The sequence below is a fragment of the Candidatus Pantoea bituminis genome (assembly GCF_018842675.1).
Classification (GTDB): domain Bacteria; phylum Pseudomonadota; class Gammaproteobacteria; order Enterobacterales; family Enterobacteriaceae; genus Pantoea; species Pantoea phytostimulans.
Window position 1 is genome coordinate 1 of sequence record NZ_JAGTWO010000004.1, and the last position, 16,452, is coordinate 16,452.

The 16,452-nt window shown below is 52.8% G+C and carries 8 protein-coding genes, 3 tRNA genes, 3 rRNA genes and 3 pseudogenes; 13 read left to right on the top strand and 4 right to left on the bottom strand.

Annotated elements, in window-relative coordinates; translation table 11 throughout:
• Nucleotides 1–336 precede the first annotated feature (336 nt).
• The 6 genes from KQP84_RS03655 to KQP84_RS03680 all read left to right on the top strand — a co-directional run bounded on the left by KQP84_RS03655 (nt 337) and on the right by KQP84_RS03680 (nt 5,633).
• A 16S ribosomal RNA gene (locus KQP84_RS03655) occupies nt 337–1,877 on the top strand.
• Between the two features lie 91 nt (nt 1,878–1,968).
• Nucleotides 1,969–2,043 (top strand) — tRNA-Glu (locus tag KQP84_RS03660).
• A gap of 214 nt (nt 2,044–2,257) precedes the next feature.
• A 23S ribosomal RNA gene (locus KQP84_RS03665) occupies nt 2,258–5,161 on the top strand.
• 97 nt (nt 5,162–5,258) lie between these two features.
• Nucleotides 5,259–5,374 (top strand): 5S ribosomal RNA (gene rrf, locus KQP84_RS03670).
• Together the 16S, 23S and 5S rRNA genes with 3 tRNA genes alongside form the textbook arrangement of a ribosomal RNA operon.
• 98 nt (nt 5,375–5,472) lie before the next feature.
• Nucleotides 5,473–5,549, top strand: a tRNA-Asp gene (locus tag KQP84_RS03675).
• A gap of 8 nt (nt 5,550–5,557) precedes the next feature.
• Nucleotides 5,558–5,633, top strand: a tRNA-Trp gene (locus tag KQP84_RS03680).
• A gap of 124 nt (nt 5,634–5,757) precedes the next feature.
• On the opposite strand, the gene hdfR is transcribed toward KQP84_RS03680, so the two are convergent.
• Nucleotides 5,758–6,582 (bottom strand): HTH-type transcriptional regulator HdfR, encoded by an 825-nt coding sequence (gene hdfR, locus KQP84_RS03685; protein ID WP_215845271.1) that lies wholly within the window; start codon nt 6,580–6,582, stop codon nt 5,758–5,760.
• 121 nt (nt 6,583–6,703) lie between these two features.
• Here hdfR and KQP84_RS03690 point away from each other — a divergent pair, with 121 nt between their 5' ends.
• Nucleotides 6,704–7,042 (top strand): MaoP family protein, encoded by a 339-nt coding sequence (locus KQP84_RS03690; protein ID WP_215845272.1) that lies wholly within the window; start codon nt 6,704–6,706, stop codon nt 7,040–7,042.
• 22 nt (nt 7,043–7,064) lie between these two features.
• Here the strand turns inward: KQP84_RS03690 and KQP84_RS26135 are convergent, their stop codons facing one another.
• Together KQP84_RS26135 and KQP84_RS03695 are read right to left on the bottom strand one after the other, a co-directional pair.
• Entirely contained in the window at nt 7,065–7,412 is a 348-nt protein-coding gene (locus tag KQP84_RS26135; protein ID WP_370661493.1) for a magnesium chelatase subunit ChlI family protein, read from the bottom strand.
• Nucleotides 7,413–7,478: 66 nt separating this feature from the next.
• A pseudogene (locus KQP84_RS03695) lies at nt 7,479–8,617 on the bottom strand (YifB family Mg chelatase-like AAA ATPase); the annotation flags it as partial.
• A 297-nt stretch (nt 8,618–8,914) separates the two neighbouring features.
• Here KQP84_RS03695 and ilvL point away from each other — a divergent pair.
• The 6 genes and pseudogenes from ilvL (at nt 8,915) to ilvA (ending at nt 15,483) form a co-directional block, all read left to right on the top strand.
• Entirely contained in the window at nt 8,915–9,013 is a 99-nt protein-coding gene (gene ilvL, locus KQP84_RS03700; RefSeq protein WP_082097622.1) for an ilv operon leader peptide, read from the top strand.
• A gap of 148 nt (nt 9,014–9,161) precedes the next feature.
• On the top strand, nt 9,162–10,808 hold the full coding sequence (ilvG, locus tag KQP84_RS03705; protein WP_215845273.1) for an acetolactate synthase 2 catalytic subunit: 1,647 nt from the start codon (nt 9,162–9,164) through the stop codon (nt 10,806–10,808).
• Nucleotides 10,805–11,062, top strand: coding sequence for an acetolactate synthase 2 small subunit (gene ilvM, locus KQP84_RS03710; protein WP_215845274.1), 258 nt, complete (start codon nt 10,805–10,807; stop codon nt 11,060–11,062). Before ilvG ends, ilvM begins: the two co-directional genes overlap by 4 nt.
• Before the next feature lie 19 nt (nt 11,063–11,081).
• A pseudogene (locus KQP84_RS03715) lies at nt 11,082–12,010 on the top strand (branched-chain amino acid transaminase).
• Nucleotides 12,011–12,072: 62 nt separating this feature from the next.
• A complete protein-coding gene (gene ilvD, locus KQP84_RS03720; protein ID WP_215845275.1) occupies nt 12,073–13,923 on the top strand; it encodes a dihydroxy-acid dehydratase in 1,851 nt (616 codons plus the stop codon).
• Nucleotides 13,924–15,483 (top strand): threonine ammonia-lyase, biosynthetic, encoded by a 1,560-nt coding sequence (ilvA, locus tag KQP84_RS03725; RefSeq protein WP_215848199.1) that lies wholly within the window; start codon nt 13,924–13,926, stop codon nt 15,481–15,483.
• On the opposite strand, the pseudogene ilvY reads toward ilvA, so the two are convergent.
• Nucleotides 15,484–16,363 (bottom strand): annotated as a pseudogene (gene ilvY, locus KQP84_RS03730) (HTH-type transcriptional activator IlvY).
• Between the last annotated feature and the right edge of the window lie 89 nt (nt 16,364–16,452).

A 16,452-nucleotide genomic window follows, 5' to 3' on the forward strand; every position in this document is an offset into this window, starting at 1 on the left:
GAACTCCCTATAATGCGCCTCCACTGACACGGCAAACCGGCAACGGGATGGCGGTTCAGGAGACACAGGAAACTGGGTCGCCGGAGAAAAGCTTCTGAAAAAGAGGTTGACTCTGAGGAGGAAAGCGTATTATACGCCCCTCGCGACAGACCGGCTAAGCCGCTGTTCGCACTGCTCTTTAACAATTTATCAGACAATCTGTGTGGGCACTCGCAGGATGGATATCAGCGTCTTAGGACGTAAAAAATATCAAGCCTCACGAGTGAACACATAATGAAATTCATTATGACGTTTTACAGATGAGCACCGCTTAACTTGTTTAAGCAAATCAAACTTAAATTGAAGAGTTTGATCATGGCTCAGATTGAACGCTGGCGGCAGGCCTAACACATGCAAGTCGGACGGTAGCACAGGAGAGCTTGCTCTCTGGGTGACGAGTGGCGGACGGGTGAGTAATGTCTGGGAAACTGCCCGATGGAGGGGGATAACTACTGGAAACGGTAGCTAATACCGCATAACGTCGCAAGACCAAAGTGGGGGACCTTCGGGCCTCACACCATCGGATGTGCCCAGATGGGATTAGCTAGTAGGCGGGGTAATGGCCCACCTAGGCGACGATCCCTAGCTGGTCTGAGAGGATGACCAGCCACACTGGAACTGAGACACGGTCCAGACTCCTACGGGAGGCAGCAGTGGGGAATATTGCACAATGGGCGCAAGCCTGATGCAGCCATGCCGCGTGTATGAAGAAGGCCTTCGGGTTGTAAAGTACTTTCAGCGGGGAGGAAGGCGATGCGGTTAATAACCGCGTCGATTGACGTTACCCGCAGAAGAAGCACCGGCTAACTCCGTGCCAGCAGCCGCGGTAATACGGAGGGTGCAAGCGTTAATCGGAATTACTGGGCGTAAAGCGCACGCAGGCGGTCTGTTAAGTCAGATGTGAAATCCCCGGGCTCAACCCGGGAACTGCATTTGAAACTGGCAGGCTTGAGTCTCGTAGAGGGGGTAGAATTCCAGGTGTAGCGGTGAAATGCGTAGAGATCTGGAGGAATACCGGTGGCGAAGGCGGCCCCCTGGACGAAGACTGACGCTCAGGTGCGAAAGCGTGGGGAGCAAACAGGATTAGATACCCTGGTAGTCCACGCCGTAAACGATGTCGACTTGGAGGTTGTGCCCTTGAGGCGTGGCTTCCGGAGCTAACGCGTTAAGTCGACCGCCTGGGGAGTACGGCCGCAAGGTTAAAACTCAAATGAATTGACGGGGGCCCGCACAAGCGGTGGAGCATGTGGTTTAATTCGATGCAACGCGAAGAACCTTACCTACTCTTGACATCCAGAGAACTTAGCAGAGATGCTTTGGTGCCTTCGGGAACTCTGAGACAGGTGCTGCATGGCTGTCGTCAGCTCGTGTTGTGAAATGTTGGGTTAAGTCCCGCAACGAGCGCAACCCTTATCCTTTGTTGCCAGCGATTCGGTCGGGAACTCAAAGGAGACTGCCGGTGATAAACCGGAGGAAGGTGGGGATGACGTCAAGTCATCATGGCCCTTACGAGTAGGGCTACACACGTGCTACAATGGCGCATACAAAGAGAAGCGACCTCGCGAGAGCAAGCGGACCTCACAAAGTGCGTCGTAGTCCGGATCGGAGTCTGCAACTCGACTCCGTGAAGTCGGAATCGCTAGTAATCGTGGATCAGAATGCCACGGTGAATACGTTCCCGGGCCTTGTACACACCGCCCGTCACACCATGGGAGTGGGTTGCAAAAGAAGTAGGTAGCTTAACCTTCGGGAGGGCGCTTACCACTTTGTGATTCATGACTGGGGTGAAGTCGTAACAAGGTAACCGTAGGGGAACCTGCGGTTGGATCACCTCCTTACCTGAAGATACCTTCCCGCGAAGTGCTCACACAGATTGTCTGATAGAAAAGTAATGAGCAAGACGGCTGCGAAGTCGTGACACACCTTTGTGTCCCCTTCGTCTAGCGGTTAGGACACTGCCCTTTCACGGCGGTAACAGGGGTTCGAATCCCCTAGGGGACGCCACTTGCTTGGTGACAGGTGAAAGGTGTCTCCACAAAATATCTCAAAGCCGGCTTTTCAGCCGTGTTTGAGATATTGCTCTTTAACAATCCGGAACAAGCTGAAAATTGAAACGACGCGCGCCGCATCCCTCCGTAATAAGGGGTGCACAGGCGACGCGTTCGAGTCTCTCAAATGCTTACAGCACGCAGCGTTGCAAAACGCCTGTGGGTTGTGAGGTTAAGCGACTAAGCGTACACGGTGGATGCCCTGGCAGTCAGAGGCGATGAAGGACGTGCTAATCTGCGTAAAGCGACGGTAAGGTGATATGAACCGCTACAGCCGTCGATGTCCGAATGGGGAAACCCGGTGCACTCAGTGCATCATCGCAACATGAATACATAGTGTTGCGAGGCGAACCTGGGGAACTGAAACATCTAAGTACCCAGAGGAAAAGAAATCAACCGAGATTCCCCCAGTAGCGGCGAGCGAACGGGGAGCAGCCCAGAGCCTGAATCAGCTTGTGCATTAGTGGAACGGTCTGGAAAGTCCGACGGTACAGGGTGATAGTCCCGTACACAAAAGTGCACAAGCTGTGAGCTCGATGAGTAAGGCGGGACACGTGGTATCCTGTCTGAATATGGGGGGACCATCCTCCAAGGCTAAATACTCCTGACTGACCGATAGTGAACCAGTACCGTGAGGGAAAGGCGAAAAGAACCCCGGCGAGGGAGTGAAACAGAACCTGAAACCGTGTACGTACAAGCAGTGGGAGCCTCTTTATGGGGTGACTGCGTACCTTTTGTATAATGGGTCAGCGACTTATATTCTGTAGCAAGGTTAACCGTATAGGGGAGCCGCAGGGAAACCGAGTCTTAACTGGGCGTTAAGTTGCAGGGTATAGACCCGAAACCCGGTGATCTAGCCATGGGCAGGTTGAAGGTTGGGTAACACTAACTGGAGGACCGAACCGACTAATGTTGAAAAATTAGCGGATGACTTGTGGCTGGGGGTGAAAGGCCAATCAAACCGGGAGATAGCTGGTTCTCCCCGAAAGCTATTTAGGTAGCGCCTCGTGAACTCATCTCCGGGGGTAGAGCACTGTTTCGGCTAGGGGGCCATCCCGGCTTACCAACCCGATGCAAACTACGAATACCGGAGAATGTTATCACGGGAGACACACGGCGGGTGCTAACGTCCGTCGTGAAGAGGGAAACAACCCAGACCGCCAGCTAAGGTCCCAAAGTCATGGTTAAGTGGGAAACGATGTGGGAAGGCACAGACAGCCAGGATGTTGGCTTAGAAGCAGCCATCATTTAAAGAAAGCGTAATAGCTCACTGGTCGAGTCGGCCTGCGCGGAAGATGTAACGGGGCTAAACCATGCACCGAAGCTGCGGCAGCGGCGCGCAAGCGCTGTTGGGTAGGGGAGCGTTCTGTAAGCCGTCGAAGGTGGACTGTGAGGTCTGCTGGAGGTATCAGAAGTGCGAATGCTGACATAAGTAACGATAAAGCGGGTGAAAAGCCCGCTCGCCGGAAGACCAAGGGTTCCTGTTCAACGTTAATCGGAGCAGGGTGAGTCGACCCCTAAGGCGAGGCCGAAAGGCGTAGTCGATGGGAAACAGGTTAATATTCCTGTACTTGGTGTTACTGCGAAGGGGGGACGGAGAAGGTTAGGTTAGCCGGGCGACGGTTGTCCCGGTTTAAGCGTGTAGGCTGGCAGTCCAGGTAAATCCGGACGGCCTCAAGGCTGAGGCGTGATGACGAGGCACTACGGTGCTGAAGTAACTGATACCCTGCTTCCAGGAAAAGCCTCTAAGCATCAGGTAACACAAAATCGTACCCCAAACCGACACAGGTGGTCAGGTAGAGAATACCAAGGCGCTTGAGAGAACTCGGGTGAAGGAACTAGGCAAAATGGTGCCGTAACTTCGGGAGAAGGCACGCTGGCGCGTAGGTGAAGGGACTTGCTCCCGGAGCTGAAGCCAGTCGAAGATACCAGCTGGCTGCAACTGTTTATTAAAAACACAGCACTGTGCAAACACGAAAGTGGACGTATACGGTGTGACGCCTGCCCGGTGCCGGAAGGTTAATTGATGGGGTTATCCGCAAGGAGAAGCTCTTGATCGAAGCCCCGGTAAACGGCGGCCGTAACTATAACGGTCCTAAGGTAGCGAAATTCCTTGTCGGGTAAGTTCCGACCTGCACGAATGGCGTAATGATGGCCAGGCTGTCTCCACCCGAGACTCAGTGAAATTGAACTCGCTGTGAAGATGCAGTGTACCCGCGGCAAGACGGAAAGACCCCGTGAACCTTTACTACAGCTTGACACTGAACCTTGAGCCTTGATGTGTAGGATAGGTGGGAGGCTTTGAAGCGTGGACGCCAGTCCGCGTGGAGCCAACCTTGAAATACCACCCTTTAATGCTTGATGTTCTAACGTAGGCCCGTAATCCGGGCTGCGGACAGTGTCTGGTGGGTAGTTTGACTGGGGCGGTCTCCTCCTAAAGAGTAACGGAGGAGCACGAAGGTCAGCTAATCACGGTCGGACATCGTGAGGTTAGTGCAATGGCATAAGCTGGCTTGACTGCGAGAGTGACGGCTCGAGCAGGTGCGAAAGCAGGTCATAGTGATCCGGTGGTTCTGAATGGAAGGGCCATCGCTCAACGGATAAAAGGTACTCCGGGGATAACAGGCTGATACCGCCCAAGAGTTCATATCGACGGCGGTGTTTGGCACCTCGATGTCGGCTCATCACATCCTGGGGCTGAAGTAGGTCCCAAGGGTACGGCTGTTCGCCGTTTAAAGTGGTACGCGAGCTGGGTTTAGAACGTCGTGAGACAGTTCGGTCCCTATCTGCCGTGGGCGCTGGAAAACTGAGGGGGTTGCTCCTAGTACGAGAGGACCGGAGTGAACGCACCGCTGGTGTTCGGGTTGTCACGCCAGTGGCACTGCCCGGTAGCTAAGTGCGGAAAAGATAAGTGCTGAAAGCATCTAAGCACGAAACTTGCCCCGAGATGAGTTTTCCCTGACCCCTTGAGGGTCCTGAAGGGACGTTGAAGACTACGACGTTGATAGGCCGGGTGTGTAAGCGCAGCGATGCGTTGAGCTAACCGGTACTAATGACCCGTGAGGCTTAACCTTACAACGCCAGAGGCGTTTTGGTTGTAGAGACAGAGATTTTCAGCTTGTTCGACGGATAACCCTGCGCGGCAGAAGCGGCGCGGGACAACAGAATTTGCCTGGCGGCTGTAGCGCGGTGGTCCCACCTGACCCCATGCCGAACTCAGAAGTGAAACGCCGTAGCGCCGATGGTAGTGTGGGGTCTCCCCATGCGAGAGTAGGGAACTGCCAGGCATCAATTTAAGACCAGCACGCTGGTCGTGACCCCGCGGGTGACGCGGCGGGGGCGAAACACCTGCAGCCTGCAGCGCGGGCGGCAGTACAGAATCGGTGGAGCGGTAGTTCAGTTGGTTAGAATACCTGCCTGTCACGCAGGGGGTCGCGGGTTCGAGCCCCGTCCGTTCCGCCACCCTATTTAGGGGCGTAGTTCAATTGGTAGAGCACCGGTCTCCAAAACCGGGTGTTGGGGGTTCGAGTCCCTCCGCCCCTGCCAGAAATAGAAAAAACCTTTGCTTAGGCAAAGGTTTTTTTTGCCTCCAAAATAGCGACAAGAACAAAAATTAAGCCAGTTAACTTTATAACGGGCTTAATTAGTGCTTTGTTAGGCTAAAGATCTGTCAGCGTACCATTACCGGGAATTTTAAGAGCTGTTTGATATGTGCCTGCTGATCACTGTTTTGCAGCCACACCGCATAAAGCGGGCGAACAGCAATCGGTGTGTCGGGAATAACCATCAGATCACTATAAAGGCTGTGCCAGTAATCAGGCAAAAACGCACAGGCGCCGGTGGTATGTAACAGTTCACGCGTGACGTGCGCAGAAGTAGTAGTCAAAACGGGTACGTCATCTCCTCCTGAAAGATAACTTTCATGCTGATGAAAATCCGCACCCCATTCCAACTTAATGTAATCGTATTTCTCACGCTTCTCTGTTTTACGCGCACGGAATAGTGCTAATGAGATATGACCTATCTGTTGGCTCGTCAGCTCATCCATTTTCGGTGCTTCAGTGGTGACCAGCAGGTCGAGTTGACGCTCATGTAGTTGCTTAACCAGAAGATGACGTTGCGCCACACGCGCCTCAAGGTGAAGACTTTCACGATTCTCATAAAGCGTCTGCAGCCAGGGCGTCAAGTAAGCCTCCCATAACGAGGCGCTGGCCCCAATTGAGAGCTCATGATGCTGCTGAGTATGCGAGACTTCTTTCTTAGCCATGAGCCATGTACTCATCAAACTCTCGGCATAGGGCAATAACCGTTCGCCAGCTGAAGTCAGTCGTATGTTATTGCGGTGACGAGTAAAAAGATTTACACCAAGCTGATTTTCCAACTGACGGATGCGAAAACTGACAGCAGATTGCGTTAAGTAAAGTGCTTCTGCAGCGCGCCCGAAATGGCGAGTTCTACTCACTTCCAGGAAAGTTTTCAGTAATTCCGTATCCACAGCGTTCTCCCAAAAAATGTTTGTCGTATAGATTTAAATGTTTTGTTTTACACTCTGTCAAGCCTATCTAATACTCCGCGCCATAAATAGCACGGCCATACGAGAATCAGGAGCGTGTAACATGGCGGAAAGCTTCTCAACAGAAAATCGGTTCTTTGATAACAAACATTACCCTCGCGGTTTTTCGCGTCACGGTGACTTTACTATTAAAGAAGCACAGCTTCTTGAGCGCCACGGATTCGCTTTTAACGAACTTGATTTGTCAAAGCGTGAACCGATAACGGAAGAAGAACGTTTATTTATTGAAGTATGTCGTGGTGTGCGTGAGCCGCAAACGGAAGCGGAACGTGTATGGACAAAATATACCGCACGTATCAAGCGTCCTAAGCGTTTTCACACCTTGTCGGGTGGTAAGCCTCAAATGGATACCGTCGAAGATTACAGCGACAGTGAAGATTAAAAAAGGGGCGAAAGCCCCTTTTTTATTGCAGGCTTTTATGAAGATAAATCATTAACCTGTCAATACTGCGATAGCTCAGCGCTTCCTGCAAATGGCTTCGGTTAATATCCTTTTCTCCTGCCAGATCCGCCACTGTACGCGCCACTTTTAAAAGCCGTTGCCATGCTCGTACTGATAAGCCCAGTTTATTCAGTACAGATTCAAGCCACTCTGCATCCTCTTTCCGAATGTCACACCAACACTGTATATCCGCATTGCTCATATGAGCGTTAATTTTTCCTGCACGCGCAATCTGTACAGCTCGAGCTGACAAAACGCGCTCACGTACTTTTGCAGATGTTTCACCCGCGTGACGTTGCTGGCTTAGCATCCCGCTTGGCAATAAAGGGACTTCAAGCGAGAGATCAAAACGATCAAGAAAGGGCCCAGAAAGCTTACTGAGATACCGTAAAACTTGCTGAGGTGTGCAGCGATTATGTTGGCCTTGGTAATGGCCAGTTGGGCTAGGATTCAGCGCTGCGATAAGCTGAAAGCGAGCAGGATAGGTCACTTTCGCTCGGGCTCGAGATATGGCGATTTCGCCAGATTCTATCGGTTCGCGTAATGAGTCTAAAACTTTTCGTTCAAACTCAGGAAGTTCATCCAAAAAAGCACCCCATTGTGCGCTAATGAAATTTCGCCTGGACGAGGTAGCGAACCGCCCCCAATCAACGCATACAACGAAGCGCTATGATGAGGGGACCTGAATGGCCTTTTACGCCATTGCTGATGAAGATCACCGCTGTTGGCCAGGCTGGCGATAGCGGCACACTCCAGTGCTTCCTGATCGCTCAGCGGTGGCATAATACCTGGCAATCGCGTGGCCAACATGGTCTTTCCCGTACCGGGCGGGCCAATTAACATCAAATTATGTCCGCCTGCAGCGGTAATCTCTAAGGCTCTTCGGCCTTGTTCCTGCCCAATGATGTCACTTAAATCTTCGCTAAAATGCTCGGGTGTTTCATCCTGCGGTTCGGCTACGGTTAGTTCACACTGATTATGCAAAAAAGCGCAGACATCGAGTAGATGCGGGCTAACCAGTGATGTACCCAAGCGGATAAGACCTACATCTGCCTGATTCTCCACAGCGAGTATGAGTTGACGACCCGCTTCAAGCGCCGCCATTGCTGCCGGAATCGCGCCCTGAACGCGACAGAGCGCGCCATCAAGAGCTAACTCTCCCAGAAACTCATGCTGAGTCAATTTCTCGGCAGGAAGCTGTTCAGAAGCCACGAGAATGGCGATTGCCATCGGGAGGTCATAGCGTCCGCCTTCTTTCGGTAAATCGGCTGGGCCCAGATTGATGGTGATACGTTTAGCTGGAAAGTTAAAACCGCTGTTGATGATGGCGCTACGAACCCGCTCCCGGGCTTCTTTTACCGTCGTCTCGGGTAAGCCAACTAATGTCAATGCAGGCAAACCATTACTGATATGCACTTCAATGGTCACTAATGGTGCTTCCACACCCAATGCAGCACGCGTAAGTACTTTAGACAATGACATAACCGCTCCTTGTTGCAGCGATTCTGACGACATAAGGGAGAGATTACGAAAGGATAAAGGTGGACGCGCGAGATGCTGCACAGCAAATTTATGTCACTTGCTTGAGATTACGGCTAAGCGAGACACTGCCCGCAAAAGCACCAATCAATTATAACGTTAGGAAAGTGATGAATATTTATCATTCAGCAAATATCCTTTTAATTACAATTTGATAACGAATAACTCAAATCAAAATTATGAAAATAACTGATGAAAATTATTGTCATCACCCTGCTAACTATGATAACTCTGTAGGCATTACTTCGAACACGTAAAAGAATTGAACAAAAAATGAAAGCCCTTCTACAAGTGATTAGCCTAGTCGTGATTAGCGTGGTGGTGATTATTAACCTACCGTGCGGGGCAACGCTTGGAGAAAGAAAGGCTTAAAAATCAAGCCTGAAACTCGAAAAACCCCCGCACCGAAAGGTCCGGGGGTTTTTTTCGGCCAGGCTAAATATCAGCAAATCATCAAGGAACAAACAATGAACAGTAGCATAAAATTCTGTTGTTCCCCTCAGGATACAGGAGAATAGCGATGACAGGTGCACAGTGGGTGGTTCAGGCTATACGCGCGCAGGGCGTTGATACCGTATTTGGTTATCCCGGCGGCGCAATCATGCCGGTATACGATGCGCTCTATGACGGCGGCGTGGAACACCTATTGTGCCGGCATGAGCAGGGCGCTGTGATGGCTGCAATCGGATATGCGCGTTCTACCGGTAAAACGGGTGTTTGCATTGCAACCTCTGGTCCGGGTGCGACCAACCTGATCACTGGCCTTGCTGACGCCATGATGGATTCCGTTCCTGTAGTTGCGATCACCGGGCAGGTTTCATCCGCGTTCATCGGAACCGATGCCTTTCAGGAAATTGATGTGTTAGGCCTTTCCCTGGCCTGCACCAAACACAGCTTTTTGGTTGAGTCGCTTGATGATCTGCCTTCCGTGATGGCTGAAGCGTTTGCCATTGCTCAATCTGGCCGTCCTGGCCCGGTTTTGGTTGATATTCCTAAAGATATCCAAATTGCGAAAGGTGAACCCGTGCCGCATCTGCTGCCTGTTGAAGAAGTGTTGGCGCTGCCGCACGACGCCATCCTTGAAGCGCGTGCGATGATGGCGCAGGCACAGAAACCGATGCTGTATATCGGCGGCGGTGTTGGCATGGCGCAGGCAGTTCCGGCGCTGCGTGCGCTGGCACAAGAAACTGGTATACCAGCCGTTGCCACATTAAAAGGGTTGGGCAGCGTAGATGCAGAAAGCGAGGTTTACCTCGGTATGCTGGGCATGCATGGAACCAAAGCCGCTAACTTGGCTGTTCAGTCTTGTGATTTGCTGATTGCGGTAGGTGCGCGCTTTGATGATCGCGTAACCGGCAAGCTGGATACCTTTGCGCCGCTTGCTAGCGTGATTCACTTGGATGTTGATCCTGCTGAATTCAATAAACTGCGCCGTGCCCATGTTTCTCTGCAAGCTGACCTGAATCATGTGTTGCCTGCCCTGAGCCAGCCGCTGCAAATTGATGCATGGCGTGAAGAGGTAAAAAGCCTCAAGGCAATGCACGAATGGCGTTACGATCATCCCGGTGATGCAATTTACGCTCCGCTGTTGTTAAAGCAGTTGTCCGATCGTAAGCCAACCAACGCTGTAGTCACCACAGATGTCGGACAGCATCAGATGTGGTCGGCGCAACATATGTCTTTTAGCGCCCCTGAAAATTTCATTACGTCCAGCGGACTAGGCACGATGGGTTTTGGGCTGCCAGCCGCCATTGGCGCGCAAGTCGCACGTCCGCAAGATACGGTGATCTGTGTCTCTGGCGATGGCTCCATCATGATGAATATTCAGGAGCTGGGCACCATCAAACGCGGCAAGCTGCCGGTAAAAATCGTGTTGTTGGATAACCAACGTTTAGGCATGGTTCGCCAGTGGCAACAGCTGTTTTTTGATGGTCGCTACAGTGAAACGAATCTGTCCGATAACCCCGATTTTCTTACACTGGCGAGCGCCTTTAATATCCCAGGCCAGCGTATTACCCGTAAAGAACAGGTCGACGCCGCACTTGATGCTCTGCTGAACAGCGAAGGTCCTTACTTCCTGCATGTTGCGATTGATGAGCATGAAAACGTCTGGCCATTGGTACCACCGGGTGCCAGCAACGCAAACATGATGGAGAAAACCGCATGATCCAGCATCAATTGTCTATCGAAGCACGCTTCCGCCCTGAAATATTGGAGCGCATTTTACGCGTAGTTCGTCACCGAGGTTTCCAGGTGTGTTCCATGAACATGGCGTCAGTGGCCAATGCCGAAAACATTAATATTGAAATGACCGTTGCCAGCCAGCGCTCAGTCGATTTACTGTCTTCTCAGTTAAGCAAATTGATGGATGTCGCGTGCGTCCAGATTCAACAACAGACAACACAACAAATCCGCGCATAGTCGCGAAAGGAATAAAAAAATGAGCACGAAGAAAGCAGACTTTATTTGGTTCAATGGGGAGATGGTTAAGTGGGAAGATGCCAAGGTTAGCGTCATGTCTCACGCGTTGCATTACGGCACTTCAGTTTTTGAAGGCGTACGTTGCTACGACTCTCACATCGGACCGGTTGTGTTCCGCCATCGCGAGCACATGCAACGTCTGCACGATTCCGCCAAAATTTACCGTTTTCCAATCAAACCGAATGTTGACGAGTTGATGGAAGCCTGCCGCGAAGTTATCCGCGTTAACAAATTGAAAAGCGCCTATATCCGTCCGCTGGCATTCGTGGGTGACGTCGGTTTGGGCGTGAACCCGCCAGATGGCTTCAGCACTGATGTGATTATTGCTGCATTCCCGTGGGGGCTTATCTGGGCGCTGAAGCGCTGGAGAACGGCATTGATGCGATGGTCTCTTCCTGGAATCGCGTTGCGCCAAACACGCTGCCAACCGCCGCTAAAGCGGGTGGTAACTATCTTTCTTCACTGTTGGTCGGTAGCGAAGCGCGCCGTCACGGTTATCAGGAAGGTATTGCCCTCGACACCAATGGCTATATTTCAGAAGGTGCGGGTGAAAACTTATTCGAAGTGAAAGATGGCATTCTGTTCACACCGCCGTTCACTTCTTCTGCACTGCCGGGCATCACGCGTGACGCCATCATCAAACTGGCCATCGACATGGGTATTGAAGTGCGTGAGCAAACGCTGTCGCGTGAATCGTTGTATCTGGCTGACGAAATCTTTATGTCAGGCACCGCAGCAGAAATCACCCCGGTTCGCAGCGTCGACGGCATCCAGGTCGGTGAAGGCAAGCGTGGTCCGGTGACTGCACGCATCCAGCAGGCATTCTTTGGCCTGTTCACTGGCGAGACTGAAGACAAATGGGGCTGGTTAGATCCGGTTAACTCATAATTAGATAGTGCGCGGGCGTCAGTCGACGTCCGCGACCTTATTCATTTTGGAGTAAATAGAGCATGCCTAAGTACCGTTCCGCCACTACCACCCATGGCCGTAATATGGCAGGTGCCCGTGCCTTGTGGCGCGCGACAGGAATGACCGACGACGATTTCGGCAAGCCGATTATTGCCGTGGTCAACTCATTCACCCAATTCGTACCTGGCCACGTTCATCTGCGTGACCTCGGCAAACTGGTCGCCGAGCAGATTGAAGCGGCGGGCGGTGTAGCCAAAGAGTTCAACACCATCGCGGTCGATGACGGTATTGCCATGGGGCATGGCGGCATGCTGTATTCACTGCCTTCACGCGAGCTCATTGCAGACTCGGTTGAATATATGGTCAACGCACACTGCGCCGATGCCATGGTCTGTATCTCTAACTGCGACAAAATCACCCCCGGCATGTTAATGGCGTCAATGCGTCTGAACATCCCGGTGATCTTTGTTTCCGGCGGTCCAATGGAAGCCGGTAAAACCAAGCTTTCAGACAAAATCATCAAGCTGGATCTGGTTGATGCGATGATTCAGGGTGCCAACCCAAACGTCAGCGATGCCGACAGCGAGCAGATCGAACGCTCTGCGTGTCCAACCTGCGGCTCGTGCTCCGGCATGTTCACTGCAAACTCAATGAACTGTCTGACCGAAGCGCTGGGTCTTTCGCAGCCGGGCAATGGTTCTTTGCTGGCAACTCACGCAGACCGCAAAGATCTCTTCATCAACGCCGGTAAGCGCATCGTGAGCCTGACCAAACGCTATTACGAGCAGGATGACGTCAACATGCTGCCGCGCAATATCGCCACCAAGGCAGCGTTTGAGAACGCCATGACGCTGGACATTGCCATGGGCGGTTCCACTAACACTGTTCTGCATCTGATAGCGGCGGCGCAGGAAGGGGGAATCGATTTCAATATTTCCGATATTGACCGCTTGTCACGCAAAGTGCCGCAACTGTGTAAAGTGGCGCCGAGTACGCCGAAATACCACATGGAAGATGTTCACCGTGCAGGTGGCGTAATCGGGATTCTGGGTGAGTTGGATCGTGCTGGCTTGCTCGACTCCAGCACTCGCAACATCCTCCAACAGACAATGCGTGAGACGTTAGATCAGTACGACGTCATGCTGACAAAAGACCAGGCGGTGAAGGACATGTTCCGCGCAGGTCCAGCCGGTATTCGTACCACCCAGGCATTCTCACAGAATTGCCGTTGGGACACGTTGGATGACGATCGTGCCGAGGGGTGTATTCGTACCCGCGAGCATGCGTACTCACAGGAAGGCGGCTTGGCGGTACTGTACGGCAACATTGCAGAAGATGGTTGTATCGTCAAAACTGCGGGCGTGGACGAAGAAAGCCTGACCTTCAGTGGCCCGGCGAAAGTTTACGAAAGCCAGGATGATGCGGTAGCCGCCATTCTGGGTGGCAAAGTCGTTGCGGGCGATGTGGTTGTCATCCGTTACGAAGGGCCGAAAGGCGGACCAGGCATGCAAGAAATGCTCTATCCGACCACTTACCTGAAATCCATGGGGCTGGGCAAAAGCTGTGCACTGATCACCGATGGCCGTTTCTCAGGCGGGACTTCAGGTCTGTCGATTGGTCATGCATCGCCAGAAGCCGCCAGCGGCGGCACTATCGCGCTGGTGAAAGAGGGCGATATCATTGAGATCGATATCCCGAACCGTGGCATCAAGCTGGCGGTACCGGATAACGAACTGCATGCGCGTCGTGAAGAGCAAGAAGCGCGCGGTGCTGAGGCTTATACGCCAGTCAACCGTGAACGTGAAGTCTCCTTTGCGCTGCGTGCCTATGCTTTGCTTGCAACCAGCGCAGACAAAGGCGCGGTACGTGACAAGAGTAAGCTGGGAGGCTAACTGATGGCTGAGTCTCAACCGCTACCCGATGCGCCATGTGGCGCAGAGTACTTGCGCGCGGTGCTGCGTTCACCGGTGTATGAAGTTGCACAGGTAACGCCGCTACAAAAAATGGAAAAAATTTCATCGCGTCTCGGTAACACCATTCTGGTGAAGCGCGAAGATCGTCAACCGGTGCACAGTTTCAAACTGCGTGGCGCCTACGCGATGATTGCCGGTCTGAATGAAGAGCAGAAAGCGCGCGGTGTGGTAACGGCTTCGGCCGGAAACCATGCACAGGGCGTGGCGCTCTCCGCCAGTAAGTTAGGTATCAAATCACTGATTGTGATGCCGCTGGCGACAGCCGATATCAAGGTTGATGCGGTGCGCGCATTTGGCGGAGAGGCTTATCTGTTTGGCGCCAACTTTGACGAGGCGAAAGCCAAGGCCATTGAATTGTCAGAGCAGCGGGGCTACACCTTCGTTCCGCCTTTTGATCACCCCGCAGTGATCGCCGGGCAAGGCACGCTGGCGTTGGAGCTGCTGCAACAGGATGCGCATCTCGACCGCGTTTTTGTGCCGGTTGGCGGCGGCGGTTTGGCGGCGGGCGTGGCGGTACTGATCAAACAGCTAATGCCACAAATCAAAGTGATTGCGGTGGAATCAGAAGATTCAGCTTGCCTGAAAGCAGCGCTGGAAGCGGGCCACCCGGTTGATCTGCCGCGTGTGGGTTTATTTGCTGAAGGCGTGGCGGTAAAGCGCATCGGCACTGAAACTTTCCGTCTCTGCCAGGAATACCTCGACGACATCATCACCGTTGACAGCGATGCTATCTGCGCCGCGATGAAGGATCTGTTCGAAGATGTGCGTGCCGTGGCTGAACCTTCTGGCGCGCTGGCGCTGGCGGGCATGAAAAAGTACATCCAGCAACATGACATCAAAGGCGAACGTCTGGCGCACGTGTTATCAGGCGCTAACGTCAACTTTCACGGGTTACGTTATGTCTCCGAGCGTTGCGAGTTAGGCGAACAGCGTGAAGCGCTGCTGGCAGTCACCATTCCCGAACAGCAGGGCAGTTTCCTGAAGTTCTGTCAGACGCTAGGTGGACGTTCCATTACTGAGTTCAACTATCGCTATGCTGATGCTGACAAAGCCTGCATTTTTGTGGGTGTGCGCTTAACGCGTGGCCTGGAAGAGCGCAGTGAAATCATCACGCATCTGACCGAAAGTGGTTATCAGGTAGTGGATTTGTCAGACGATGAAATGGCGAAGCTGCATGTGCGTTACATGGTGGGAGGACGTCCATCCAAGCCGCTGCGTGAACGCTTATTCAGTTTTGAGTTTCCAGAAGCGCCGGGCGCCTTGCTGAAATTTCTGCAAACGCTCGGTACCCACTGGAATATTTCGCTGTTTCACTACCGCAGCCACGGCACCGACTATGGTCGCGTGCTGGCGGGCTTTGAACTGGGCGATATCGAACCCCGCTTTGAAGAGCACCTCGCCGATCTGGGTTACGACTTTCATGATGAAACCCAGAACCCGGCGTTCCGCTTTTCCTCGCGGGGCAGTAAATTTCGGTGACTACAGCTGGCTCCAGAAAGCACTAATAAGCGGCTCCCCGAGCCGCTTTTTTGTACGCAGACACCAAGCTCGAATGGCGCGACCGATTCCACATTTTCTAGCATCAATACGCGATTACGCACCGGTTCTGGGCTGTTTTCCAGTACCACATCAGGCAGCAAGGCAATGCCACACCCTAGCGCGACCATTGACACAATCGCTTCATGCCCGGAAACCGTGGCATAAATCAACGGATTGGGAATGCGGTGACGCCGAAACCATAAATCGATGCGGCGGCGTGCAGGCCCTTGTTCCGGCAGGATAAAGGGAATTTGTGACCAGTCTGGCGTCGGCTGCGTGGCTTGTGCTCGCACCGTGCAGGGCAGCGCTGGCGCGATCAGCACCAGCGGGATCAGCCCCAATGGCATAAAATCAATGCTGGCGGGCAGCGTTTCAGGCCGTCCGGCAATCGCCAGATCGGCATCGCCGGAGTGCACTTTTTCCACCGCATCGGCGGCATCGCCGGTGTTGAGCTTGATTTCAACTTGTGGATGTTCAGCGCGAAAGCGGTCAAGAATCGGCGGGAGATGGCTGTAGGCGGCCGTTACCGAGCAGAAAAGACGGAGTTCACCACTCAGCGACGGGCCATTCAGATCCATCACGTGACGCAGCTGTTGATACTGCAACAGCGTTTGTTGCGCGAACTGGCGCAAGCGCTCACCTGCTTCAGTCAGCGTCACCGTGCGGTTATCACGTAAAAAAGCGCGTGGCCCACATCTTCCTCCAGGCGCTGTATCTGACGCGACAGCGTCGAAGGGCTGACGTGCATAGCGCGCGCGGTACGGCCAAAGTGACAGCTTTCAGCCAGATGAAGAAACAATTTTAGATCTCGTAAGTCCATATGCGCATCGTCTCAAAGTGGTATTGCAAATATTGCAATGTAACGTTGTTAATATATCAATTTAAGCAACAGATTTCCTGTCATATGAT